The 26,016-nt window shown below is 70.1% G+C and carries 20 protein-coding genes; 12 read left to right on the forward strand and 8 right to left on the reverse strand.

Annotated features, from left to right (window positions below; all coding sequences use genetic code 11):
• Positions 1-59: 59 nt before the first annotated feature.
• Positions 60-1,097: a L,D-transpeptidase gene (locus tag CACI_RS10745; protein WP_049871539.1), complete on the reverse strand. Its 1,038-nt coding sequence runs from the start codon at positions 1,095-1,097 to the stop codon at positions 60-62.
• On the opposite strand from CACI_RS10745, the gene CACI_RS52220 reads away from it, so the two are divergent.
• From CACI_RS52220 to CACI_RS10785, 9 genes are all read left to right on the forward strand, one after another.
• Complete coding sequence (locus CACI_RS52220; protein ID WP_223297505.1) at positions 1,087-1,395, forward strand: hypothetical protein; 309 nt, start codon at positions 1,087-1,089, stop codon at positions 1,393-1,395. The genes CACI_RS10745 and CACI_RS52220 overlap by 11 nt on opposite strands.
• Before the next feature lie 90 nt (positions 1,396-1,485).
• Entirely contained in the window at positions 1,486-2,919 is a 1,434-nt protein-coding gene (locus CACI_RS10750) for a hypothetical protein (RefSeq protein ID WP_012786370.1), read from the forward strand.
• Between the two features lie 10 nt (positions 2,920-2,929).
• Positions 2,930-3,997, forward strand: coding sequence for a glutamate ABC transporter substrate-binding protein (locus tag CACI_RS45375; RefSeq protein WP_012786371.1), 1,068 nt, complete (start codon positions 2,930-2,932; stop codon positions 3,995-3,997).
• A gap of 64 nt (positions 3,998-4,061) precedes the next feature.
• Positions 4,062-5,309: a hypothetical protein gene (locus tag CACI_RS10760; protein ID WP_041540159.1), complete on the forward strand. Its 1,248-nt coding sequence runs from the start codon at positions 4,062-4,064 to the stop codon at positions 5,307-5,309.
• Positions 5,310-5,421: 112 nt separating this feature from the next.
• Positions 5,422-7,719, forward strand: coding sequence for a serine/threonine-protein kinase (locus tag CACI_RS10765; RefSeq protein ID WP_012786373.1), 2,298 nt, complete (start codon positions 5,422-5,424; stop codon positions 7,717-7,719).
• Positions 7,716-9,002: a protein phosphatase 2C domain-containing protein gene (locus tag CACI_RS10770; RefSeq protein WP_012786374.1), complete on the forward strand. Its 1,287-nt coding sequence runs from the start codon at positions 7,716-7,718 to the stop codon at positions 9,000-9,002. The genes CACI_RS10765 and CACI_RS10770 overlap by 4 nt, the downstream gene beginning before the upstream one ends.
• A gap of 19 nt (positions 9,003-9,021) precedes the next feature.
• Positions 9,022-10,344 carry a vWA domain-containing protein gene (locus tag CACI_RS10775; RefSeq protein WP_012786375.1) on the forward strand — a complete coding sequence of 441 codons (1,323 nt, stop codon included), beginning with the start codon at positions 9,022-9,024 and terminating at the stop codon, positions 10,342-10,344.
• Between the two features lie 80 nt (positions 10,345-10,424).
• Positions 10,425-11,336: an FHA domain-containing protein gene (locus tag CACI_RS45380; protein ID WP_012786376.1), complete on the forward strand. Its 912-nt coding sequence runs from the start codon at positions 10,425-10,427 to the stop codon at positions 11,334-11,336.
• A 107-nt stretch (positions 11,337-11,443) separates the two neighbouring features.
• Positions 11,444-12,013 carry a COG4315 family predicted lipoprotein gene (locus CACI_RS10785; protein WP_012786377.1) on the forward strand — a complete coding sequence of 190 codons (570 nt, stop codon included), beginning with the start codon at positions 11,444-11,446 and terminating at the stop codon, positions 12,011-12,013.
• Between the two features lie 202 nt (positions 12,014-12,215).
• On the opposite strand, the gene CACI_RS10790 is transcribed toward CACI_RS10785, so the two are convergent.
• The 3 genes from CACI_RS10790 to CACI_RS10800 all read right to left on the reverse strand — a co-directional run bounded on the left by CACI_RS10790 (position 12,216) and on the right by CACI_RS10800 (position 15,824).
• On the reverse strand, positions 12,216-13,637 hold the full coding sequence (locus CACI_RS10790; RefSeq protein WP_041540160.1) for a phosphodiester glycosidase family protein: 1,422 nt from the start codon (positions 13,635-13,637) through the stop codon (positions 12,216-12,218).
• Between the two features lie 581 nt (positions 13,638-14,218).
• Positions 14,219-15,184 carry a GlxA family transcriptional regulator gene (locus CACI_RS10795; protein WP_049871540.1) on the reverse strand — a complete coding sequence of 322 codons (966 nt, stop codon included), beginning with the start codon at positions 15,182-15,184 and terminating at the stop codon, positions 14,219-14,221.
• Between the two features lie 4 nt (positions 15,185-15,188).
• A complete protein-coding gene (locus CACI_RS10800; RefSeq protein WP_012786381.1) occupies positions 15,189-15,824 on the reverse strand; it encodes an isochorismatase family protein in 636 nt (211 codons plus the stop codon).
• 358 nt (positions 15,825-16,182) lie between these two features.
• Here CACI_RS10800 and CACI_RS10805 point away from each other — a divergent pair, with 358 nt between their 5' ends.
• Genes CACI_RS10805 through CACI_RS10815 form a run of 3 tightly spaced genes read left to right on the forward strand, consistent with a single transcriptional unit; the run spans position 16,183 to position 19,320 of the window.
• Positions 16,183-17,469 carry an extracellular solute-binding protein gene (locus CACI_RS10805; RefSeq protein ID WP_012786382.1) on the forward strand — a complete coding sequence of 429 codons (1,287 nt, stop codon included), beginning with the start codon at positions 16,183-16,185 and terminating at the stop codon, positions 17,467-17,469.
• 22 nt (positions 17,470-17,491) lie between these two features.
• On the forward strand, positions 17,492-18,430 hold the full coding sequence (locus CACI_RS10810; protein ID WP_012786383.1) for a carbohydrate ABC transporter permease: 939 nt from the start codon (positions 17,492-17,494) through the stop codon (positions 18,428-18,430).
• A complete protein-coding gene (locus CACI_RS10815) occupies positions 18,427-19,320 on the forward strand; it encodes a carbohydrate ABC transporter permease (RefSeq protein ID WP_012786384.1) in 894 nt (297 codons plus the stop codon). The genes CACI_RS10810 and CACI_RS10815 overlap by 4 nt, the downstream gene beginning before the upstream one ends.
• A gap of 995 nt (positions 19,321-20,315) precedes the next feature.
• Here CACI_RS10815 and CACI_RS10820 read toward each other — a convergent pair.
• From CACI_RS10820 to CACI_RS10835, 4 genes are all read right to left on the reverse strand, one after another.
• Positions 20,316-21,305, reverse strand: a complete 990-nt coding sequence (locus CACI_RS10820; protein ID WP_012786385.1) for an acyl-ACP desaturase — start codon at positions 21,303-21,305, stop codon at positions 20,316-20,318.
• Positions 21,306-21,486: 181 nt separating this feature from the next.
• Positions 21,487-23,109 (reverse strand): acyl-CoA synthetase, encoded by a 1,623-nt coding sequence (locus tag CACI_RS10825; RefSeq protein WP_012786386.1) that lies wholly within the window; start codon positions 23,107-23,109, stop codon positions 21,487-21,489.
• Positions 23,110-23,118: 9 nt separating this feature from the next.
• Positions 23,119-24,246: an acyl-CoA dehydrogenase family protein gene (locus tag CACI_RS10830; RefSeq protein WP_012786387.1), complete on the reverse strand. Its 1,128-nt coding sequence runs from the start codon at positions 24,244-24,246 to the stop codon at positions 23,119-23,121.
• Between the two features lie 9 nt (positions 24,247-24,255).
• Positions 24,256-25,446, reverse strand: a complete 1,191-nt coding sequence (locus CACI_RS10835) for an acyl-CoA dehydrogenase family protein (protein WP_012786388.1) — start codon at positions 25,444-25,446, stop codon at positions 24,256-24,258.
• Between the last annotated feature and the right edge of the window lie 570 nt (positions 25,447-26,016).

The raw sequence follows: 26,016 nt of genomic DNA on the forward strand, positions 1-26,016 counted from the left end.
TTCAGCGCGGCTCGTTGTGCGGCTCGATATGCGGCTCGATGTGTGCCTCAAACCGCGGCTCAATGCGGCAGCGCGCTGCCCGCGATCCAGTCGCTCCAGCTCAGGTTCCAGTCCCCGAATCCGTTGTCGGCGCGCACCGTGTCCTTGGAGTTCACGACCGTCACCGGATCGCCGGGGATCACCTGGTTGAAGAACCACTCGGCGTCCGAGGTCGACAGCCCCACACAGCCGTGGCTGCCGTTGACGTTGCCGAACTTGCCAGCGTTCCACGGCGCGGCGTGCACGAACGTCCCCGAGGGCGTCAGCCGCACGTCCCAGTACACGTTCGGGATGTCATAGGCGTTCACGCCGAAGATCCCCACGGTGGTGGAGTTCATGCGGATGTCCTGGTCCTTCTCCAGCACCACCATCGTGCCGTTCCAGGTCTCGAAGCCGGGCTTGCCGGAGCTGGTGAGCAGCGTCGTGGTCTTGCCGCCGGTGGTCACCGTCATCCGCTTGGTGGCGGCGTTCATCGTCGCGATCAGCGAGCGCCCGATGGTGAAGGTGACGTCCCGGTTCTGCTTGCCGTACAGGCTGCCGCTCTTCACGCCGTCCAGGCGCATGTGCAGCGTCACCTTGGTCCCCGGCGCCCAGTACTGCTGCGGTCGGAAGTCCACGCGCTCGGAGCCGAACCAGTGCCAGGAGCCGGCCACCGGCGGGTCGGAGGTCACCGTCAGCTGCTTCTCGACGGCGGCCTTGTCCGGGATCGGCTTGTCGAAGGTTATCGACACCGGCTGCGCGACGCCGTAGGTCGTGCCGGGGTCCGGTGTGTACGTGCCCGCATAGGTGTTGCCGGGCGTGCTGGTCGTGAACTGCGACGTGGCGGTCTGCTGTTTGCCGTCGTCGCCGACCGCGACCGCCGTCACCTTGTAGGTGTGCCCGATCCCGACCGGGTTCGCCGACGTCCACGACGCGCCCGAGGGGTCCAGCGTCCCGGAGACCGCGTCGCCGCCGGACAGCTGCGCGGTGACAGAGGTCAGCTTCCCGTTGGCAACACTCACCGCGATCGGCGAGGAGGGGTCGACCCCGGAGGAGTTCGCCGCCGGTTTGATCACCACCAGAGCCGGGGAGGTGGGAGCCGAGGACGAGCTCGACGGGGCGCTCGGGGCAGTACTCTGCGACCCGCCGCCCGGCGAAGAGGCTGATGAAGAGGCCGAAGACCCGTTCCCCACCGGGGCGACAGCCGTGGTCTTCGACGAACTTCCGCCCCCGCCGCACGCCGCGGTCAAGCCCGCGACCGCCGCCGCGACAGCGAGCTTTTGCAGTCTGCGCATCATCGCCTCCCGTGCTCGATCCTATAACTGGCTGGTACCAATGGCACCGCAGCCTGCTGGTGAACCGTTAGGTTTTCCTTAACCGGCGGGAGTGGCACAAGAGAAGGCAAGGACGACCACCCATCGGGACGGGTGCGAGAACCGGAACAGATCCACAAGGGGGGCTCGGAGGATGACGACGGCGAGCGCACAAGCGTCGACCCAAGTATTGGCCGCCGCGCAGGGCGGTGCGGCAGCGGCCGCTCCGAGCGGACCGGGCGGGCCGGGTAAGCCGAGCGGGCCGGGCGGACCCAGCGAACCGGCGAAACCAGTACGGTCGCGGACTGATCGCCGGCTGGTCCGGCTGCGAGCCTCGCTGGCCGTCGGAGCGCTGCTGTTCGGCGCGGCGGGGATCATCGGGACGCAGGTCCGCGCCGACGGCGCCGACGACGCCAAGGCCCACAGCGGCGTCATGATCCAGCAAGCCGAGCAGCTCTATCACAGCCTCTCGGACGCGGACGCCACCTCGACGACCATCTACCTGCACGTCGGTGAGGCGCCGGCGGACCTGTTGGGCACGTACAACTCCGATCTGCAGAAGGCGCAGGCGGCACTGCTCGCGGCGACCAACGAGGCCGGAGACGACGCCGCGGCCAAGAAGGCGCTCGGCGCGGTCGCCTCGCAGCTGCCGCAGTACGTCAAGCTGAACGCGACCGCCGCGGCGAACAACCTGCTCGGGTATCCGGTCGGCTTCCGCTACCTGACGCAGGCCTCGAACTTGATGCAGGGCACGATCCTGCCGGCGGCGCAGAGTCTGACCGACACCGAGGCGAAGAACCTGGCCTCGGCGGAGGACACCGCCAAGCAGTTCCCGTTCCTGATGACCGTATTCGGCGTGCTGCTCCTGTTCGCGCTGCTGATGGTGCAGGTCCGTGAATCGCGGCGTACGAACCGCGTGTTCAACGTCGGGCTGCTCGCCGCCACGGCGGCGCTCGTGCTCTCCTTCGCCTGGACCGGGATCGACGTCACGGTCCAGAACGGCCACGAGGACGACGCCCGCAAGCGCGGCTCGGATCAGGTGAGCGCACTGGCCACAGCTCGCATCCTGTCCCTGCAGGCGCGGACCGACGAGATGCTGACGCTGGTCGGCCGCGGCACCGCGGACGACAAGGAGACCGACTACGCCGGGGTGACCGCGGCGAGCGGGACGCACACCCCCGGCACCGAGGAACTGCTCGCCGCGAAGCTGCACGACGCGGTCGGCATCGCGACCGACGACACGGGGAAGAACCTCGCGCAGCACGCCGCGAGCGACGAGAGCTCGTGGCACACATTGCACCTGGCGCTGCGTGCCTCCGACGCGCAGAACCAGTACCAGAAGGCGGTGGACTCGGCGCTGGGCCAGCACGACTTCGCCGCTCCCAAGCCGAGCGCCGCCGCCTCGTTCACCGCGTTGCAGGCCGACTTGGACCAGGCCATCAAGCACGCCGAGGCGTCCTTCCAGTCCGAGGCCGACTCCGGCGCGAGCGCGCTGGCCGGCTTGGAGATCGGCCTGGGACTTCTGGCTTTGGCGATGGCGGCGGCGGTGCTCCGGGGGCTGGGCCGCCGGATCGCGGAATACCACTGAGGGGGCGGGGATGACCACGATGAACGGCAGGCGCCACAACAGAATGCGCTTGTGGGGAGCAGCGGCGGCCGTGGCGGCCGTCGGGCTCGCCGGGGCGTGCAGCAGCACCAAAGGCGAGTCCGGCGCCGTCACGGTGCCCCGCTCCGGGCAGGGCATAGGCCCGGGCGCGCTTCCCAACGCCCCGAGCGTGCCGCCGAAGGCCTGCGGGCCGGAGGCCACCGCGGCGACGTGGAACGGACCGCTGCCCGGCCCGAACGACCCGGTCCCCGCCGGCGGGACCCTGGACAAGATCCGCAAGCGCGGGTTCCTGATCGCCGGCATCGACCTGAACACCGAGCTGTTCGGCTACGACCCGCAGCACGACAACAACCCGCAGGGCTTCGACGTCGACATGGCCCGGCAGATGGCGCGCGCCATCTTCGGCTCCGACGGCCACATCCAGTTCCGCGTGGTCACCCTCGGCGATCCGAAGACCGGCGAATACGCGCAGCTGCACGCCGGCAACGTGGACCTGGTGGTGCAGACCACGACGATCACCTGCGCGCGCATGCAGGGCGCGCAGCGGATGAGTTTCTCCAACCCCTACTACACCGCGCAGCTGAAGCTCCTGATGGCGCTCGGCGACGACGGCAAGCCGCAGAGCGCGTCCCTGGAAAGCCTCAAGGGCAAGAACGTCAAGGTCTGCGCGACGGCGAACTCCACCTCGATCGGCGAGATCGGCCAGGTGCTCGGCAAGACGAACGCCTTCCCGGCGCCCAACGCCTTGGACTGCCTGGCATATCTGCAACAAGACGAGGTCGGCGGGATCTTCACCGACGACGCCATCCTGCTGGGCATGACGCGCCAGGATCCGCACGTCGCGATGACCACCGCTCCGGCGGAGGAGAAGCAGCCGTACGGCATCGTCACGAACTATGACGCCGGCAAGGCGAACGACCTGACGCCCTTCGTGAACACCGCGCTGGCGAACATGATCCAGGACTCCGGGCCGAACGGCTGGCGCTCACTGTTTGCAAAGGATTTGGGTATCCAGCCCACGTCCCTGCCGGAGATCCCGGCGCAGTACCCTCTGGGATAGCCGAGCTGATGGAACGGGCGATACAGACCAGTCAGACGGGCATGGGGGGAGCAAGAGCACGACCGTGACGACCATGTGGACCCGGCAGGCGATCGACGCCGCGATCGAGCGCCGCGCCCAGGAGCGCTCGGGGGTCTCCGCCGGCCTGCTGGAACTGGACGACCATCCGGGCCGGCGGCTGCTGGACGGCGCCAAGCTGTCCGGTGCCACCGCGCAGGCCTGGGAGCGGGCCTCGGCCGAGCTGGCCGGGCTGTGGACCGTCTTCGAGGCCTACCAGCAGGTGCTGGACCGGGTCGCGGCGATGCGCGGCGGGCCAAAGACCCGGCTCGGCGACCGGGAACTGGCGGCCATGGCCGATCTGCTGACCGGCCGGTCCGTGGCGCTGCCCCGGCAGGCCGTGCCGTTCGAGCGGCGCGGACTGCTGGACCCGGCGAGTACGCAGGACCTGCTGACCCTGGACGAAGCCGTGCAGTCCATGACCCGGATCTACGACGTGGTCAAGAAGGTCGCGGTCGACGCCGAGAACGCGTGGAACCGGCTGCTGGAGCCGTTGGACGACCTGCAGGCCAAGGCCCGCGCCGCGCGCGCCACCGCCGACGGCGTCGGGGGCGGCGGAGGCGGCGGAGGCGCCGATCCCGTCTTCGACCGGCTGGCCGGGATCGAGGTCCAGACCGCGGACCTGCGGCGCCGGGCGCTGTCGGACCCGCTCGGCCTGGTGGCCGGCGGGTCGGGGACGCCGGCGCACGTGACCCGGCTGCTGGCCGACCTGGCCGGCGTCCAGAGCGAGCTGGACCAGGCGCTGACCGCGCGCACCGAGTTCGACCGCCGGCTGGCCGGCGTCCAGGACGTCATCGTCCTGATAGCGCAGGCCGAAGCCGAGGCCGAGCGGGTCCGCGCCGAGGTGCGGGAGAAGATCGCCGCGCCGAAGCTGCCGCTGGCCTCGGCCGCGGCGGCGCATCTGCGCGGCAAGGTCGCCGACCTCCAGCGGGAACGTTCCGGCCAGTCCTGGACGTTGCTCGGCCGGAACCTGTCGGCCTTGGAGAAGAACAGCCGCGTGATCCTGGAGAACGCCCAGAAGCGGGTCGGGCAGATCCGCGCGCCGCTCGACCGGCGCGACGAGCTGCGCGGGCTGCTGGAGGCCTACCGGGCGCGCGCCGCCCGGCACCGGGTCGCCGAGACCCCGGCGCTGTCCGCGGCGCACGCGCTGGCGCGCGACTTGCTGTGGTCCGCGCCGTGCGACCTGGCGGGCGCCGAAGCCGCCGTCCACCACTACCGGGCAGCCGTGGGCGCGGCGCTGCCGAGCATGTCATAGGTCTGGTGTCCACTGATGATGCGGGCGATGCGAGCCGACCAGACCGCCGAGAACGTCACCAAGGCTTCACACGGGGCTCCACAAGGGTTTTACAGGGGAGAGGGAAACACCAGTGACCGCCTGTCTTGAGCCGGGCTGCGACGGGACCATCGACGCCGACGGCTACTGCGACACCTGCGGGACCGCCGCCGCTCCGGCGGCGGCGCGGCAGGGCGCGGCGGGCGCCGGGGGCGGCCATGCCGCCTCCTCGCGCACCGCGACCGCGACCTCCTCGCGCACCGGTACCGCGCGTACTTCGTCCACATCGGCCTCCAGCCGCAACTCCAACTCGGTCTCCAGCCGCACCCGCGGCTCGCGCGGCGGGAGCACCGGCCGCTCGCGGCGCGGCAACCTCGGCGCCGGACTCATCGAGGTGCCCCCGGTCCCGGCCAAGAACCCGCTGACCGAGATCATGGCCAACCCGCAGGTGCCCGAGGCGAAGCGGTACTGCTCCAACTGCGGGGCGCCGGTCGGCCGCGGCCGGGACGGGAACCCGGGCCGCACCGAGGGCTTCTGCCGCAAGTGCCGCACCGCGTTCTCCTTCGAGCCCAAGCTGCGCGCCGGCGAGCACGTCGGGCAGTACGAGGTGCTCGGCTGCATCGCGCACGGCGGTCTGGGCTGGATCTACCTGGCCAAGGACAACAACGTCTCCGGGCGCTGGGTGGTCCTCAAGGGCCTGCTGGACTCCGGCGACGCCGACGCGATGGCCGCCGCGGCCGCCGAGCGCCGGTTCCTGGCCGAGGTGAACCACCCCTCGATCGTGCAGATCCTGAACTTCGTGCAGCACCCCGACCCCACGACCGGGGCGCCGGTGGGCTACATCGTCATGGAGTACGTCGGCGGCAGTTCCCTCAAGCAGGTCCGCGCCGACTTCCGCGATAGCGGCGGGCAGGCCGGACCGCTGCCGGTGGGGCAGGCCATCGCCTACGCGATCGAGATCCTGCCCGCCTTCGGCTACCTGCACAGCCTCGGCCTGGTCTACAACGACTTCAAGCCGGACAACATCATCCAGTCCGAGGAGCAGCTCAAGCTCATCGACATGGGCGGCGTGATCCAGATGGACGACGAGGACTCGGCGATCTACGGCACCAAGGGCTACCAGGCGCCCGAGATCGCCCAGGACGGCCCGTCGGTGGAGTCCGACCTGTACACCGTCGGCCGCACCCTGGCCGTGCTGACCTCGCTGGACTCCCGCGCCTACCAGACCACTTACCTGGACTCGCTGCCCTCGCCGAGCGAGGTGCCGCTGTTCGCCCGGCACGAGTCGTTCTACAAGCTGCTCCAGCGCGCCACCGACAAGGACCCGGCGATGCGCTTCGGGTCCGCCGAGCAGATGGCGCAGCAACTGACCGCCGTCCTGCGCGAGGTGCTCTCGCTGGAGGAGGACAAGCCGCACCCCGGCGCCTCGGTCATGTTCGGGCCCGAGGTCCGGGTCCCGAGCACCAGCGCCGAACGGCCGGAACTGCGCGAGGTGGTGCGGGCGCTGCCGGTCCCGCTGGTGGACCGCGACGACCCCGGCGCGCAGTTCCTGGCGGGCTTGGGCGCCGTGGACCTGGTCGAGCAGCGCTTCGCCCTGGAGAAGTCGCCGCTGCTGGCCGCCTCGCAGGAGATCCAGCTGCGGCTGGTGCTGGTCGCCACGTCGGAGGGCGACTTCAGCACCGCGGTGCGCAAGCTCGACGAGTTCGAGAACGCCAACGGCGGCGACTGGCGCACCTTCTGGTACCGCGGGCTGATCCAGCTCGCCAGCGGCGTGATCACCCAGGCCGCGCGGATGTTCACCGCGGTCTACGACGCGCTGCCCGGCGAGCCGGCGCCGAAATTGGCCCTGGGCGCCTGCGCCGAGCTGTTGGGCGACTTCGAGACCGCGAGCCGCTACTACGGCATGGTCTGGCGCACCGACACCGGGTACGTCAGCGCGGCGTTCGGTCTGGCCCGCGCGCTGCTGAACACCGGCCGCCGGGACGCCGCGGTGCGCGCCTTCGGCGCCGTGCCGCAGACCTCGACGCACCACACCGCCGCCAACGAGGCCGCGCTGCGCGCCCTGCTGGTGGACCGCGACCGCGACCTCAGCGGCGCCGACCTGTCCGACATCGACGCCCGCTACTCCTGGCTCGCCGCCCGGCTGGACCCCGAGCACGCGAACTGGCTGGCGCTGGAGGTGCTGACCGCCGCCGGGACCCGCCTGGGGGTGCAGACCCCGACCGACCTGGTTCCCGGGCAGAAGCTCATCGACCGGCACGTCGACGACCGCTCGCTGCGCCTGGGCATGGAGCAGGCCTACCGCTCGCTGGCCCGGCTGGCCACCGACCGGGCCAAGCGCATCGAGCTGGTCGACCAGGCCAACGCCGTGCGGCCCAGGACCCTGATATGACGATCGAGACCGCCGCCGAGGCCGCCGCGGGGAGTCCCCCGACGGCGCCGGCGGCTCCAGGAGAGGCGGAGCCCGGCATGCCGCTGCAGCTGACGTGCCCGAACTGCGGGGCCACGGATCTGGTGATGGAAGCCGGTGCGCGGTTCTGCGAGCAGTGCGGTTACGGGGTGGACGAGCCGGTCACCGGGGACGAGGAGCCCTCGGAGTACCAGGGTCCCAAGCCCTGCGTCTCCTGCGGCGGCACCGAGATCGACACCGAGGGCTACTGCACCGACTGCGGCGACCTGCAGCCGCGGCGCCGCGACCGGATGGAGGTCGACCTCACGGTCGTCGCCGGCGTCAGCGACCGCGGCCTGCGCCACCACCGCAACGAGGACTCCATGGCGCTGCGCCCGGTCCTCGGGCTGGACGGGGAGAACCTGGTCGTCGCAGTGGTCTGCGACGGGGTGTCCACCTCCGAGCGGCCCGACGAGGCCTCGGCCGCGGCGGTCTCGGCGGCGGCGAAGCTGCTGCTGACCGCGATCGCGGCCGGCACGCCGGAGCCTTTCGCCGAGTCCGTGAACGTCCTGGCGCCGGTGGAGACGGCGGTGATGGCCGCGCTTCCGGCGGCTGCGATCGGCGAGGCCGGCGCGGTGGAGACGGCGGGCAGCGCCGGCTACGCCAGCACGGCCGAAACCACCGAGCCTGACGAGAGCGCCGAGGACAGTGCCGATGCCGGCGTCGAGGCCGATCTCGGAGCCGCGACCGGTGCGCCCGGAACGGTGGGACCGGCGGATCTGCGCCTGATCTCCCGCTACGCCGTCGCCGACGCCGACCGCGCGGTCTCCGACCTCGCGCGCGACGCCGACCACGGCAACCCGCCGGCGTGCACCTACGTCTCGGCGATCGTCGGGCAGGAGGTGACCGTCGCCTGGCTCGGCGACAGCCGCGCCTACTGGCTCGACGAGCGCGGCACCTCCCGGGCGCTGACCCGGGACGACGCCCAGGAGGGCTCGCACGCCATCGAGGCCTGGCTCGGCGCCGACTCCGGCGCCCCCGAGCCGCACCTGGCGCGCTTCACCCCCGACGGTCCCGGCGTGGTCCTGGTGTGCAGCGACGGTCTGTGGAACTACGTGGAGAAGGCCGCGGACCTGGCCGCGATCGCGCTGCCCGGGGCGCTGGCAGAGCCCTTCGACGCCGCCGCGCGGCTCGTGAAGAAGGCCCTGGACTCCGGCGGCCACGACAACATCACCGCCGTCCTCGTTCCCTATCCGGTTCAGGCACACGCCGAACCGTCCGCATGACAGGAGCAAGTCAGCAGCCATGAGCCAGTACCCGGACTTCGCCTTCGAGATCAACCAGAACGAGTTCCTGGCCGCCGGCGTGCGCGAGGTGCACGCGGTGGTCACGCTGACCGCCACCGCGGCGGCCGGCGGCGCTCCGGCCGCGGCCTCCTACGGCGCCCCGGCTTCGGGATCGGAGAACGTCGAGGTCATCATCATCGACTGCTCGGGGTCCATGGACTACCCGCGCACCAAGATGATGGCCGCCAAGGAGGCGACCAAGGTCGCCATCGACACCCTGACCGACGGCGCCTTCTTCGCGGTGGTCGCCGGCACCGAGGGCGCGCGCGTGGTCTACCCGACCGGCGGGCAGCTGCTGCGCGCCGACTACCAGAGCCGCGCGGCGGCCAAGGAGGCCGTCGGGCGCCTGCACGCCAACGGCGGCACCGCGATGGGCCGCTGGCTGGCCCAGGCCGGCCGGATCTTCGACACCGCCCCGAGCGCCATCAAGCACGCGATCCTGCTCACCGACGGCAAGGACGAGTCCGAGACCCCGGCGGATCTGGCGCGCGCGATCCAGTCCAGCATCGGCAACTTCACCGCCGACTGCCGCGGCATCGGCGAGGACTGGGAGCCCAAGGAACTGCGCAAGATCGCCGACGCCCTGCTGGGCACCGTGGGCATCATCCGCGACCCGGCCACACTGGCCGAGGACTTCCGCGAGATGACCGCGAAGTCCATGGGCAAGGAGGTCGCCGACGTCGCGCTGCGGCTGTGGGCGCCCAAGGGCGCGACGATCCGCTACGTCAAGCAGGTCAGCCCGAACCTGGCCGACCTGTCCGGGATGCGCGTGCCCGGCGACAACCCGCTCACCGGCGACTACCCGACCGGCGCGTGGGGCGCGGAGAGCCGCGAGTACCACATCTGCGTCGAGGTCGAGCCGGGCAACATCGGCCAGGAGAAGCTGGCCGGCCGGGTGCAGCTGGTGGCCAAGGACGCCGGCGGCGCCACGCTGCTGGGCGAGGGCAAGATCCGCGCGGTGTGGACCGAGGACACGGATCTGTCCACGCGCATCAACGGCCGGGTCGCGCACTACACCGGCCAGGCCGAGATGGCCGCGGCCATCCAGGAGGGTCTGGACGCCCAGGCCGCCGGCGACCTGGACACCGCCACCGCGCGCCTGGGGCGCGCCATGGACCTGGCGGTGGAGTCCGGGCACGAGGACACCGTGAAGATGCTGCGCAAGGTGACCGAGGTGGACCCGGCCACGTCCAAGGTGCGGGCCAAGGCCAAGGTGGACAAGGGCGACGCGATGGAGCTCGACGTGGTGTCGACCAAGACCGTGCGCGCCAAGCGGAACTGAGATCTGCGGGGGGTACTTCAGATGGCGACGGTGAACAATCCGCGGCGGTGTGCCGCGGCCGGCGTTGAGGCGGGTGGACGATGATGGCCACGTGTCCGGACGGACACCAGTCGGTCGCGACCGACTACTGCGACGAGTGCGGCTTGTCGATCGGCGCGCCCTCGGCGGCGGCCGCCGGCTCGTCCGCGAGCGGCGGCGCCGCGGCGCCGAGCTACGGCTCGGCCGGCGAGCCCTGCCCGAACTGCCTGCTGCCCAGGCAGGCCGGCGACACCTTCTGCGAGGGCTGCGGTTTCGACTTCGCCAACGAGCAGACCGGCAAGACGATCGACCAGCCGGAGCTGGACATCGAGGAGGAGCTGCGCAAGGCCGAGCGCGCGCGGCGTGAGGCCGAGGAGGCCGAACGCGCGGCCGGGATCGGTGCGTCGACGGGCTCAACGGGTTCGACTGGCTCGACCGGTCAGACCGGTTCCGGCGGCTCGGCGCCTCAGGGCCCGCAGACCGACCCCGACGACGACCCGCTGGCCAGGACCGTCGCCTCGACCCCGACCGGCGTGCACGGCGGCGCTGTGTCCACGGCCCCGGCCACGGCCACGCAGTGGATCGCGATTGCCAGCGCGGACCGCGCGTACTACGACGCGGTGGTCGCCGAGGGCGAGATCGACGCCAACGCCTACCCCTTCCCGCCGTACTGCCCGGAGCGCCAGTACGAGCTCAAGGGCGACACGGTGCGCATCGGCCGCTCCGGCAAGCGCGGGAACGTCGACATCGACCTGACCGGCCCGCCGACCGACCCCGGCGTGTCGCATCTGCACGCGGTGCTCCAGCAGCGTGCGGACGGCGGCTGGCAGGTGGTGGACCTGGAGTCGATGAACGGCACGGTGCTCAACGACGACACCGCGCCGATCCCGCCGAACCAGGCGTTCCCGGTCGAGGCCGGGCACCGCATCCATGTCGGGGTGTGGACGACTCTGACGCTGATCCAGCTGTCCTGAGGCGACGAGCGCCCCGCGCGGGAGGGAGTCCGGCCGAACCAGGGCGGGCCTGGATACGTGCCATCAGTGGAGGTTCGAAAACCTCCGCTGCTGAAGGAGGCACGATCATGGTCAAGCCGGGAATCCCTCCCACCGCGCGGGTCGCCGGGGTGGTGTCGGCGGTGGCGCTGCTGGCACTGGCCTCGGCCTGCTCTTCCTCGTCGGGGAAGAGCAACAGTGCGTCCTCGAGCGCCCCACCGAGCTCGTCCAGCATGTCCGGCACCGCCGGTCCCACCATCACCAGCGCCTCGGCCAGTGTGAGCGGCGCGCAGACCATGGTGCTCACCGCACCGGACGGCCACACGTTGTACTACTTCACCCCGGACACCGCCGGCGGCATGCCGACCTGCACCGGCGCCTGCGCCTCGGTCTGGCCGGGTCTGACCGCGACCAGTCCGACGGCCGCCTCGGGCGTCACCGGCAAGCTGACCGTCGTCAGCGGCCACGTGGTCTACAACGGACACCCGCTGTACGAGTACAGCGGTGACAGCGCTGCCGGACAGGCGAAGGGCGAAGGCATCGGCGGTACGTGGTACGTCGCCACACCGACTCTGGCCGTCGGCGCCGGACCGGCGTCCACCCCCGCGCCGTCCAGCTCCTCCACTTCCGGTGGCGGCAGCGGCGGTGGCGGTTACTGAGTTCGCGCTACTGCTCGGCTCCTAGCCGGCGGCTACTTGTCGCGCTTGCGGATGGTGTCCACCCACAGCGCCGCCCCTCCGGCCGCCGCGAGCACGATCAGGATGATGCCGAAAACGGTCCCGTTCATAAAAAACAGCGCTCCCCTCTCGCTACCGGATCCAAAGTAGCGACCGGGGAGCCACAGAGCGAGTGAGCTTTCGGTTAACGGCTGTATACGGCCACGAAGTCGCGTTCCTCGGTGGAGAAGTACCGCTGTCCGGTCCTGGCGAAGTCCAACAGCTTCGTCGACACCGGACTCGCAGGGTCCTTGCTCCCGTCGTAGGTCATGTAGGACACCCACTCCTGGTTGATGTCCAGCTCCATCCCGCGCACCGCGCCGGCCCGCTGCAACAGCTCGGCCAGGGTTCGCACGGACAGCGCCGGGCCCATCGCGTAGACCAGGTTGCCGTCGGCGGTGACGCCGATGCCGGAGCGCCAGACGAAGTAGGCGTTCTTGACCGTCACGCCCCACAGCTTCTTGTCGTCGCTGTCCACGCTCGGGTTGACCTGTCCGTTGTCCACCAGCAGCTGCAGGTTCTGCCGGACGCCGACCACGTTCGGCGCCATCTGCAGGCCCGGACCCGAATTCCAGGACCCGACGTTCATCGTGCCGTCCTTGTAGAACACCTCCGAGGCCTGGCCCGGCACCAGCGTGCCGTAGGTCTTGCCGTTGAGGTAGAAACCGCCGTGCGCGTCGTTCGGGTTCAGCAGGAACGCGCCGTTCCAGGTCGCGATCAGGTTCTTGAACTGGTCGCCGGACAGGTGGTCGGTCTGGTTGTAGCCGGCCGTGCCGGGCTGCTGGGAGCCGGGGTGCAGCACGAAGCTGGCGTGCTTCTGATCCATCCACGCCACCGCCGACAGGTACTCCAGGTGCTGGGGGTCCGAGCGCAGCTTCGCGGTCTGGATCACCGGGACGCCGTTCACCACGACCGCCGGGGACCAGGTGCCCTCCCCGGGCGCCGGGTTCGGCACGAACGGCTTCATCGGGGTCAGCAGCTTCTGGGTCGGCGCCAGCGTCGGCGTCGCCGACGGCGGCGCGATGTCGGCCAGCTGCTGCGGGGACAGGGTGCCGCCGGTCTTGGGCTTGTTGTCCTGGTACTGCTGGTTCTCCATCCAGGTCACGGCCCAGCCCATGGCGTGCCCGCGGGCCCATTCGGCGACCCGGGCCTGGTTGCTCATGTTGCCCGGGGCGCTGAGCGCGCCGTAGAGCGAGTAGCTGGTGAGGAAGACGAGTACGGCCAGCAACGTGGAGAAGGTCCGGAAGGCTATCTTGCGGCGGCGGCGCTGGCGCGGGGTCAGCCGGTCCTTGCGGCGCGAGCCCGCGCGCCGGTGGCCGCGGCCGCCCTGCTCAACGGACTCCAGCAGGTCGTCGGCCGGATCGGCGTCCTCGCCGTAGCCGTCGTGGAAGGCCGAGGAGTATTCGTCCTCGTCTATCGCGCCGGGGGAGTAGCCGCTCTCTCGTCCGCGCGGGCCGGGGACGCCGGCCGGGCGCAGATCCTCAGGGTTTTGAGGGACTCTGCGACGAGTCCCGCGCGGAACGTGGGTCTCGTCCAGCGAGCGTATGTCCTGGGTCGCGCGGTCCACGCGCTGGAAGCTCGGGCTCTGCTGAAAGCTCGGGCTCTGCTGGTAGCTGGGATTCTGCTGCTGTCCCCGGCCTTGCTGCTGGCTCGGATGCGGTTGGAAGCTCGGGCTCTGCTGATAGCTCGGCGCCTGCTGCGGATAGCCTGCCTGCCGATGCGCCGCAGGCTGCTGGTAACCCGGCTGCGGGTAGCCGTTCTGCGGGCGGTCCGGCCGCGGCTGGTGGCTCGGGTCGCGCGGATCGCGCGGGTCGCGCTGTTGCGCGGCGCGCGGATCACGGCCCTGCGGGCGCGGCGGGTATTGGGGAGCCTGGGGGTCGGAGTACTCGTCCCACGGAGTCCGGGGCTCCGCCGCGGGTCCCTGACGGGGGTCCTGTGGAGGCCGGGGGCGTGGTACGTCACGGCTGCGGGGCGGTCCCTGCGGCCGGTCCGGCCGCGGAGGTACCCCGCGTCCCGGATAGCCGTCTCCGGTCCTTCCCGTCGGTGCCGGTGTCATCCACGATCCTCTCAGTCCGGTCCCCGATCCAGCCTCAGAGTATGGCCATTCGTTGATGGGTACCGCCAGCTTGCAAACTTTCCTGCTGGTTCTCAGACGTCTATGCGGGGGCTCGTGGTTGCGCCGTGAGAGGGCGCAAAGGGCGTGTCCTCCATCACGCGCGAGCGCAGCCGGCGCAGCATGCGGGCGTCGGCGAAACCGACCGCGTGCGCCGCGGCCTCGACCGTCGCGCCGTGCCCGATCAGGTGCTCGGCGCGTTCCAGGCGCAGGGTTTGCTGGTAGCGCAGCGGGGTCATCCCGGTGCTCTCGACGAACTGCCGGGTCAGGGTGCGCTCGCTGACACCGCCGGCGCGCGCGAGGTCGGTGAGCCGCAGCGGCTCGGCGTAGTTCGCGTCGATCCGGTCCTGCGCGCGGTGCACGGCGTCGCGCAGATGCCAGCGGTGCCGCAGCATCGCACTGTCCTGAGATTCCTCGCCCGAGCGGCGCGCGTAGACCACCATGTCGCGGGCGACCCGGGCGGCGGCCGCCGGGCCGTGGCGCTCGGCGACCAGGTGCAGCGCCAGGTCGATCCCGCTGGCGATGCCGGCCGAGGTCACCACCCGGCCGTCGGCGACGTAGACCACGTCGCGCTCGACCCGGGCCCGGGGATAGCGCGCGGCGAGTTCGTCCCGCAGATCGTGGTGGGTGGTGCAGCGCCGGCCGTCCAGCAGCCCGGCCTGGCCCAGCACGTCGGCGCCGGAGCAGACGCTGGCCACGGTGCCGCCGGCGGCGTGGTGCGCGACCAGCCGGGCCAGCAAGCCCCGGCCGGGGCGCGGACCGCCCTTGAGCGTCGGCGAGCGCCAGCCCGGGACCATGACCAGATCCTCCGGGCCGGCGCCGGGCCACGCGGTCTCCGCGCGCAGCCGGACGCCCTGCGCGCTGACGATGTCCTCCTGCTCGGCGCAGTACCGCAGCTCGTACGGGAACCCGAGATCGTCGGCGGTGGAGAACACCTGGGCCGGACCGGAGAGGTCCAGCAGGTGCAGGCGCGGGATGAGCAGGAAGACGACCCTCACAATCCGGTCAGCTTACCGGCTCCGGTGCCGGCTGCGGCGCCGGCTTCGAGGCGTCCGCGCCGACGACCTCGTCCACGGTCGCGATGGTCGCGAAGCGGTGCGCGAGAGCGAAGACGGTGCGCTCGACGACCGCGGCGGCGGGCAGCGTGCGCGGGTCGGCGACCAGCTCCTCGGGGGTGATGTCCGCCGGGGCGTCCGGGTGCGCGATCGGGTTGGTCGCGGTCGCGTCGACCACGAACGTCACCTGATAGCCCAGGTCGGAGCCCAGGCGCGCGGTGGTCTCGCAGCACTGCTCGGTGCGGATGCCGCAGACCGCCAGCTCGCCGACGCCGTGCTCGGTGAGCACCTGCTGCAGGTTGGTGGTGGTGAACGCGTTGTGCGAGGTCTTGCGGATCTCGGGCTCGCCGTCCTCGGGCGCGCGCAGTCCGTCCAGGTAGCGGACGTGGCCGGAGGCGGGGTCGAAGACGTCGCCGCTGCCGGGCTCCTGGTGCAGGACCCAGACGACCAGGTCGCCGTTCCCCCGGGCGTGGTCGACCAGCCGGTTGACGTCGTCGGCGATGTCGGGGTTGTCGATCAGCCGCCAGAGCGGGCGGACCCGGAAGGACTCCTGGACGTCGATGACGATGAGGGCGCGTTGTGTCATGTCTTCATGATCGCGCTCCGGCGCGCCTCCCGGCAGGCCCGTTCCGGCCGCGATGCGGAACGATCCGGTCAGTGCCGCGCGGGCTCGCAGCAGGCAGATCATCATCTGCGGCTCAACAGAGGTTCATCGTGAAGACGCTTTCAAGGTCTTGATTACGCCCGACTATGTCCGTATTTCAGGGGATTCCGAGATGACGGTTCGATAACTGGTCTATACCTGAGGACTCTCTGGTCTATACCGCCGGGCCAAACCTGATTAGCGTGTCCCAGCGTCACGACTGATCGACGTCACGACTAGATCGACCTGTAGATCGACCTGAATTCCCCAACCCTCACCCTTCCTACAAAGGTGGACCCAGGTGAAGCGTCTCGCCCTCCTCGCCGCGACCGGTCTGGCCGCGTCTCTCGCCCTGTCGGCGTGCTCCTCGAGCAAGTCCTCGGGCGGCTCGTCGACGTCCGACAGCTCCTCCAAGCCGGTGACCATCACGCTGCTCGCCCCGAACTACGGCAGCACCGACAAGGACGACACCAAGCTGTACTGGCAGAAGATCATCAACGACTTCCAGGCCAAGTACCCCAACGTCAAGGTCAACCTGGAGATGGCGACCTGGGACAACCTGGCCACCAAGCTGACCACGGCGCTGCAGAACAACGACGCGCCGGACCTGTTCGAGGGCGGCGGCTACGCCGACGTCGCGGCGCAGGGCCTGCTGTACAAGGCCTCGGACATCGTCTCCCCGCAGACCGTGTCCAACCTGATCCCGCACGTGGCGCAGCTGGGGCAGACCAAGGGCTCCGACGGCCAGTCGGCCCAGTACGGCATCCCGTTCACCACCTCCACCCGCGCGTTCTTCTACAACACCACGCTGTTCCAGCAGGCCGGCATCACCTCCGCGCCGCAGACCTGGGCCGACGTGGCGGCGGACGCCGCGAAGATCAAGGCGCTGGGCAAGACCGGCTACGGCCTCCCGCTGGGCTCGGAGGAGGCGCAGGCCGAGACCTACCTGTGGACCCTGGGCAACGGCGGCGGCTACAAGGACGCCTCGGGCAAGTGGGCGATCGACTCCCCGGCGAACGTGCAGACCTTCCAGTGGCTGACCGACAACCTGGTCAAGCCCGGTCTGACCGAGGCCGACCCGGGCACCAAGGACCGCACCGACCTGTGGAAGGACTTCGCGGCCGGCAACATCGGCATGCTCAACGGCTCCCCGGCGCTGGTCCCGATCCTGAAGGCCGGCAGCATCGGCGACAACTGGAAGTCCGCGGCGATCCCCGGCAAGTCCGGCGCGCTGACCTCCCCGCTGGGCGTCGCGGACTTCATCGAGGCCTTCAACACCCACTCCGACCACAAGGCCGCGATCGGCGAGTTCCTGAACTTCGCGCTGCAGAAGCAGTACCAGGAGCAGTTCGACAACGAGTACGACCTGCTGCCGGCCACCCAGGACGCGGCCACGGACCTGTCGGGCTCCAACCCGACCCTGAAGCCGTTCATCGACGCGCTGCCCTCGGCCGCCTGGTACCCGAGCTCGGACCCGAACTGGGACCCGGCCTCGCAGAAGGTCAAGGACATCGTGGGCAAGGCCGTGAGCTCGGACCCGAAGGGCGTCCTGGACCAGATCCAGGCCGTCGCGACAGCCAGCAACTAAGGCAGTACGGGACGTCCCAGCGATGACGACGCACACAGAGCGGGGCCGGCTCGGCCGGTCCCGCCCCGCCCGGTCCAGGTCGGTCTTCTCCGGCCTGGCCCCGCTGGCCTGGATCGGCCCGGCGATCGCGCTGATCGCCTTCGCCGTGCTGTGGCCGGTGGTGAAGATGGTCCAGTCCTCGACCACCCACTGGTCGCGCTACGGCGTGAACCTGGGGTCGAACGGCACGGACAACTACAACAAGCTGTTCAAGGAGCAGGATCTGTCCGGTGTGCTGGAGCGCACCGGGATCTGGGTGGTGGTGGTCGTCACCCTCACGATGGTCATCTCGCTGGGCGTCGCGCAGCTGTTCAACCAGAAGTTCCCGGGGCGCACCGTCGCCCGCTGGGCGCTGATCGCGCCCTGGGCCGCCTCGGTGATGATGACCTCGATCATCTTCAAGTGGATGCTGTACCCCGGCTACGGGTTCATCAACATCATCCTGAACGACCTGGGCCTGGTGGACCGCAACAGTCCCACCGCGGACTGGCTGGGGCACTCCGGCTCCGGGTTCATCTGGGAGATGGCGGTCGCGATCTTCGTCTCGATCCCGTTCACCAGCTACACGGTGATCGCCGGCCTGCAGACCGTCCCGGCCGAGGTCTACGAGGCCGCGCGGGTCGACGGCGCGTCCAAGGTGCGCACGTACTTCTCCATCACGCTGCCCCTGCTGCGCCCGGCGCTGCTGGTGGCCACGGTCATCAACGTGATGAACGTGTTCAACAGCTTCCCGATCATCTGGGAGATGACCCACGGCGGACCGGGGTACGACACCTCGACCACCACGGTCTTCATGTGGATCCTCAAGCGCCAGAACATCGGGGAGTCCGCCGCCTTGTCGGTGGTGAACTTCGCGCTCGTGATCGTGATCGTCTTCGCCTTCCTGAAGGTGAGCAAGTGGAACAGTGAGGGCGAGGCATGACAGCCGTGACGACCTCCAACCCGACCGCGGCCCGGGACCGGGTGCCCTCGGCGCCCAAGCGCTCGCGCGGCCTGCCCTCGGTGAAGAAGATCGCGCTGATCGGCGGCGCCTATCTGATAGCGCTGATCTTCATCACCCCCTACCTGGAGATGTTCCTGACCGCCCTGCGGCCGGTGAACGAGACCTCCGACCCGACGATCATCCCGAAGCACCTGCAGTGGTCGAACTTCACCTCGGTGTTCTCCGGCTCCTCCAGCTTCGGCACCAACATGCGCATCACCCTGGAGGTCGCCTGCGGCGCCACCCTCCTGGTGCTCCTGGTGGCCCTCCCGGCGGCGTACTACACGGCCCGCAAGAAGTTCCGCGGCCGCAAGGCCTTCCTGCTGCTGGTCCTGGTCACCCAGATGTTCCAGCCCACCGCCATGGTCGTCGGCATCTACGGCGAAATGCGCGACCTGGGCGGCATCAACTCGGTCTGGGCCCTGGTCATCGTGGACGCCGGCTTCAACCTGGCCTTCGCGGTATGGATCCTGTCGGCCTACTTCGCCGCCATCCCGGTCGAGCTGGAGCAGGCAGCCATGATCGACGGAGCATCCCGCTTCGGGGCATTCCGCCGCGTCACCATCCCCCTGGCCATGCCCGGCATCGTCACCGCCCTGATCTTCACCTTCATCGCCGCCTGGAACGAATTCATCGTGGCCCTGACCCTGACGACCAGCCCGGACAAAGCACCCCTGTCCGTAGCGGTGGACAACTACATAGGCCAATACACCGTCGACTACGGCCACCTGTTCGCCAGCACAGTGATCGCCACCATCCCGGTGATCGTCCTGTTCGGCCTGATCGAACGCAAGGTCGTCGACGGCCTGACAGCAGGCTCGATCAAGTAGCACCCGCCCCACCCCCCGCGGTCCCCAGCCGCGACCCAGAGCCCGCCGACGCGTCCTGAGCTGCGTCGACGGGCTCTCTGGCGCGCGGCGGGAATCGGCGGCGGCTGTCGCAGCCTTCTTGCCGCGCTGACGGCTCGCAACGCGATCGGCTTGCCCGAAGCTGTGGCGCACTGGCGCACTGGTGCACTGGCGTGCCGGGGCGTGGCGATGTGTTCTGGGAGCTGGTGCTCTTACTCTGGCGGCGCGCAAAAGCAGCGCCATCGGTGGCCGAGGTGCGCTGGCGAATCGCGAAACGGGAAGCTGGTGCTGCTGCCCTGATGGCTCGCGACACCATCGGCGTGCTAGCGGCCGGAGCCTGTTGGCGTACCGAGCCCGTGGTGCGTTGCGGCAAGTCGATGCTCTTGCTCTCGCGGCGCGTAAAGCCAGCGCCATCGGTGGCCGCCCTGATGGCTCGTACACCATCGGCGTGCGAGACATGGAGGGCTGGCGTACTGAGGCGGTAGTGCGCTCGGGAAGCCGATGCTCTTGCTCCGGCGGCGCTGCGGTGTGCGTGTCCAGCTGGTGTCGTCAGCGGTTCAGGTGCGTCGAGGCGCTCGCGAAGTCGGGCTACTTCTCGCTGTTCGCCGCCCTCGCGCTGGAGAACCCGCGGTGGCCTGCGGGTGCTGATACCGCAGACCACCGGGGGTCGGAACCGGTTCCCGACAGGCCGGGGGGCAACCTGTCGGGAGCCTGCTACCAGGAGGCAGGCTCGGCGGCGGCGCGCTCGCGGAGGGCAGGAACGCGGGCTACGCCGGGGCCGGGCCGCTTACTAGATGTATCGGCATGTGCGGCGGGGAACTTTAGGGTTCTGCTTCACTATTTTTTGCGGGTCGCGCACGGTATCAGCTTGTTGATGAAAATGGCGGGTGCGCCGCGCCGTATCAGCGCACGCACCCGCCGTTTTTCGTTCAGTCCGTCGGCGTCAGGGCGCCGGCGGCAAAGCTGCCACCAGCCGTCTACTTCGCCGCCCGCTCGCGGCGCGCCGCCTGCTTCGCCAGCAGGGCTTCGCGCTTCTCGCAGAAGCGGGTCGCCGCACCGTCGAGGCCGTCGAGGAAGGCCACGAGTTCCTCGCGGGCGATCTCGCCGTCGGCGCCGAGGTCGTCGCGCTCCAGGGCGCGGGTCTGGCGCAGGATGGGCATGACCACCTCGTCGTGGTGGATGCGGAGGTCGTAGATGCCGGCCTTGGCGATCATCACCGACTTGCGGCCGAAGTCCGCCAGGCCCGAGCCGGGCATCTGGAACTGCTGGACCACGTTCGCCACCGCGCGCATCGTCTGGTCCGGGTCCAGTTCGAAGGAGGCGTCGAGCAGGTTGCGGTAGAAGAGCATGTGCAGGTTCTCGTCCTGCGCGACGCGGGCGAGCAGGCGCTCGCAGTCCGGGTCGCCGGAGACCTTGCCGGTGTTGCGGTGCGCGATGCGGGTCGCGAGCTCCTGGAAGCTCACGTAGGCGATCGAGTGCACCGCGTCGTAGGTGTCCGGCTGGGCGTACCCGGTGGACATGTGGATCATGCGCTCGCGCTCCAGCGCCACCGGGTCGACGGCGCGGGTGGTCAGCAGGTAGTCGCGGATCGCGATGCCGTGCCGGCCCTCCTCGGCGGTCCAGCGGTGGACCCAGGTGCCCCAGGCGCCGTCCTGGCCGAACTGCACCGCGATCGCGCGGTGGTAGCTGGGCAGGTTGTCCTCGGTCATCAGGTTCAGGACGAGGCTGGTGCGCGCGATCTCCGGGATGCGGGACTGCTCCGGGCTCCAGGGCTTGCCGCCCAGGACGCCGTCGAAGTTCTCGCCCTCGCTCCACGGCACGTACTCGTGCGGGAACCATTCCTTGGCGCAGGACAGGTGCCGGTTCAGATTGGTCTCCACGACCTGCTCGAGTTCGGTGAGCAGGGCCGTCTCCGGCATCGCGTGTGTCGGGCGGGCGCCCTGCCTGGGCAGGTCGGTGACGGTCATGGGGTCGGCTCCTACACGCTCAGGCCGGGAAGCGGGCCTTGGGGGACGGACCTACGCTCCCGAAACTTACGGGTTCGTAGGTTACGTTAGCGTAAGTCACCGTGTCGGCAAAGGTCCAGTGGTGAGAGCACCCGGACTGTCAACTCATTTCCGCGCCGGAGGCCTTTTTGTGACCCAGATCTCACCCCGCGTGCCGGGCCGCCTCGGTGACCAGCTCTTTAGCCCAAGGGTAGTCGGGTTTGCCGCTCGGTGAGCGGCGGATATGCGACACCCGAACCACCAGCCGGGGCACCTTGTACCCGGACAGTCTGGCCCGGCAGAACTCCGCCAACTCGCCGTCGGTCGGCGCCCCGGCACCCTCCTCGCGCGGCTGGATGACGGCCGCCACGCGATGGCCGAACCGCACGTCGGGCGCCCCGGCGACGATCGCGTCGAACACCCCCGGATGCGCCTTCAGCACCGCCTCGACCTCCTCGGGGAAGACCTTCTCCCCGCCGGTGTTGATGCACTGCGAGCCGCGCCCGAGCACCGAGACCGAGCCGTCCGCCTCCAGCGTCCCCATGTCGCCGAGCAGAACCCAGCGGCGCCCGTCGTGCTCGAAGAACGTCTCGGCGGTTTTCGCCGGGTCGTTGTAGTAACCCAGCGGAACGTTCCCGTGCTGCGCCACCCGGCCGACCCGGCCGTCGCCAGGCGTTGCCGGCCGCTGCTCCTCGTCGAGGAAGACCGTGGTCCGCTCGTTGACGGTGAAACGCATCCCCCCAGCCGGACCGCTGCCGGGCGCGGCGTCGCCGTTGAAACCGCTCTCCGTGGAGCCGAAGTTGTCGCGGATCATCACGTTCGGCATCTGCGTCTGCAACTGCTCGCGCACCGCCTCGGACAGGATCGCGCCGGCGGAGCTCAGTACGAACAAGCTGCTGACGTCGGTCCCGGCCAACGGTCCGGCCAGCGCCTCGGCCAGCGGACGGGCCATGGCGTCGCCGACCATGGAGATGACGTTCGCCTTCTCCTGCGCGACCGTGCGCAGCACCTCGTGCGCGTCGAACTTCCGGTTCAGGACCACCTTCTGGCCCATGTTGAAGCTGATGAACGTGGCGAGCTGGGCCGCGCCGTGCATGAGCGGCGCGACAGGGAACGTCGCCATCTGACCCGCTGCCGGGTCGATCCCGTCGGCGACCTCCGAGGGGTCCTTCATCGGCTCCCCATAGGGGCGCCCGCCTGCCATCCCCGCATAGAAGATGTCCTCGTGGCGCCACATGACGCCCTTGGGCATCCCCGTGGTCCCGCCGGTATAGATGATGTAGAGGTCGTCAGCGGAGCGTTCGCCATGGGGGAGTAGTCCGTCGCGCTCCTCCGACTGCCCACGGACTGCGTCCTCATAAGTAGCAGAAGGCAGATCCGCTATAGAGCCGCCGACGGAGACGATCGTCTTGAGCTTCGGCGCGTCGTCGCTGATCTCGCGCACCCGATCGCCGAACTCCACGTCCACTACTGATGCGACCAGATCCGCGTCCTTATAGAGGTAACGGAGTTCGTCGGCTACATAGCGGTAGTTGATGTTCACCGGTACTGCGCGGATCTTCAAGCACGCCAGTACCGCGACCACGTACTCCGACCCGTTGTACATGTGCATCCCGACGTGGTCCCGCACTCCCACTCCGCGCGCCAGCAGGAAGTGCGCCAGACGGTTCGCCTCACGGTCCAGTTCCCTATACGTCCATCGCCTGGCGCCGAAAACGACCAGAGCCTCCTTCTCGGGGATCTTGTCGACGACGCTCTCGAACAGGTCCGCGAGGTTGAACTGCATGAGAAGTCCTTACTCTGCCAGGTGTGCGCCGATGCGGAGGAGCTGCCGGGTGGCGGTGCCGAGGGTCTGCTCGATCTGCTGTCCCCGGACGAAGTAGCGGTGCAGCGGGTAGTCGGTGTCCACGCCGATGCCGCCGTGCAGATGCTGCGCGGCGTGCAGGACGCGCGATCCTGCGTCCCCCGCGTGGAACTTCGCTATAGCGACGTCCGCGGAGATCTCCGCAGAGGACGCGGAGTGCCCGCCGCGCGCGGCGTCGTCCATCAGCCAGGCGGCGTGCAGCACGCACAGGCGCAGCGCCTCGGCACTGATGAAGGCGTCGGCGGCGCGCTGAGCCACAGCCTGGAAGGAGGCGATCGGCTCGCCGAACTGCTTGCGCGTACTGGTGTAGCGCGCGGTCATGGCGACCGCTTCGGTGCACACGCCGGACGCCTCGGCGGCGTAGGCGACAGTGCCGAGGTCGCGGAGCCAGTCCAGCGCTTCGGTTCCGCGCGCGAGCAGCGCTGACTCCGGCACGCTCACCGCGTCCAGTTCGAGGTCTGCATAGGGCTGCCGCCCCGTGGTGAGCAGCGACGTCACCTTGAGTGCCGAGCGCGGGACAACGAACAGCGCCGGCACGTCGTCCAGGGCAGCGGGGATCAGAATGGCGTCGGCGAGGTCGCCGTACGGAACCATGATCTTGGCGCCGTCCAGGACGAAGGTCTTGCTGCCTGCCTCGCCGTGGCGCGCCGTCGTGATCAGGGAGTCCGGCTCGCCAGGCTCCTCCAACGCGGCGGTGACCAGCTTGGAGCCAGAGGCCACCGCGTCGAGCAAGTCCGCGTGGCCGCCGAAACGCGCCAAAGGCAAGGCGCCGAGCGCGATCGCCGCGACCATCGGGACGTACGCCGTGTGCTTCCCCACCGCCTCGGCGAGCAGCGCCAGACCCATGATGCCCAGGTCGCCGTCGTCGGGGAGCAGCGCCGAGACGGCTCCGGCGGCGGCCAGCGCGCGCCAGGCCTGGGCGTCGTGCACGGACCCGAGACCGCTGCCGCGCGCCTCCTTCTCCAGCTCGGCCAGACGCTCGTTGCCGCAGTGGTCGGCGAGGATCTGGTCGACGAGGTCGACCAGCGCCCGCTGATCCTCGGTCAGCTCGAAATCCATGGCGGGCTCCTAGTGGCGGGGGATGCGGGGCATGTTGAGCCCGAACAAGGCGATCAGGTCGCGCTGGATCTCGTTGGTGCCGCCGCCGAAGGTGAGGATCAGCACTCCGCGATAGGCGCGCTCGACCCGCCCCGCGAGCAGGGAGCCGGGGGAGTCCTTCTTCAGCGCGCCGGCCGCGCCGAGCACTTCCAGCAGCAGGCCGTACGCCTCGCAGTACAGCTCGGTGCCCCAGACCTTGGTGGCCGAGGCGTCGGCGACGTCGAGCTCGGCGGAGGCGGCGACCTTCCAGTTGAACAGCCGCAGCGCGGCGAGCTTGGCCTGGATGCGCGCCAGGTGGACGCGGACCCACTCGCGGTCGATGACCCGCGAGCCGTCGGCCAGCTTGGTCTGCCGGGCCCACTCGACGACCTCGATGAACGGCCGCTCCAGCGATCCGGACGAGCACAGCGCGACCCGCTCGTGGTTGAGCTGCGTGGTGATCACGCGCCACCCCTCGCCGGGCTCGCCGATGACGTTCTCAGCCGGCACGCGCAGGTCGGTGTAGTAGGTGGCGTAGGTGGAGGCCTCGCCGATGGTGTGGATCGGGGTGTAGGTGAAGCCCGGATCCGAGGTCGGCACCATCAGGATCGAGATGCCCTTGTGCTTCTTGCCGGTCCGCGCCGGCGCCTCGGGGTCGGTCCGGCACGCCAGCCAGACGTAGTCGGCGTGGTCGGACAGCGAGGTGAAGATCTTCTGACCGTTGACCAGGTAGTGCTCGCCGTCGGGCTCGAGCACCGCGCGCGTCTTCAGACTCGCCAGGTCGGTCCCGGAATCCGGCTCGGAGTAGCCGATGGCGAACATGCACTCCCCGGCCAGGATCCGCGGCAGGATCTCCGTCTTCTGCTTGTCGGTGCCGAACCGCATGATGGCCGGCCCGACGGCGTTGATGGTCAGGAACGGCACCGGAGCCCCGGCCCGCTGCGCCTCGTCGAAGAACACGAACTGTTCGACAGGCGTGAACCCCAGTCCGCCGTACTCCTCGGGCCACCCGACGCCCAGCCAGCCGTCGCGCCCCATCTGCCGCACCGCCTCACGGCTGCGCGGCCCGCCGAACTCGCCGGTGGACATCTCCTCGGCGACCTCAGGGGTGACCAGTTCGGTGAAGTAGGCGCGGAGAGTGTCACGCAGCTGCGCCTGCGCCTCGGTGTACGCGATCCGCATGAGGTGAATTAGAACGTGTTACACCTGCGATGGCAAGAGTTTCTGATGGATCATCAGATCCATCCGCCGGGTCGCCCGAACGGGTTCGACGACGCGCGGCCGCACGGCGGGACTGGTCGGCTGAGGACTCGGAGGACATGGCGGACAGGACCGCCGACCTGGGAACGGAGCGCCGATGAGCAGCGGAGCCAACGGGGATTCGGCGCCGGGGACGCCGGGGCGCGGGCCGGAGCAGCCGCAGCCGCAGCCAGGACGGAATCAGCCGCCGGAGACGCCGCCGGGAGCGCTGCCGCAGCAGTCGGCCGCGGGTCAGCCGATGAGCGAGCCGCAGCCTCAACCGCAAGCTCAGCCGCCGAGTCAGATGCCGAGTCAGATGCCGCAGCCACCGCATCAGCCTGCCGGCCAGCCGCAGCCGGCGAGTCAGCCTCAACCGCAAGCTCAGCCGCCGAGCCAGACGCCGCAGCCACCGCATCAGCCTGCCGGCCAGCCGCAGCCGCAGCCGCAACCGCCGAGTCAGATGCCGCAACCCGCAGGTCAGCCGCAGCCGCAACCGCAACCGCAACCAGCGAG

The sequence above is a fragment of the Catenulispora acidiphila DSM 44928 genome (genome assembly GCF_000024025.1).
GTDB lineage: Bacteria > Actinomycetota > Actinomycetes > Streptomycetales > Catenulisporaceae > Catenulispora > Catenulispora acidiphila.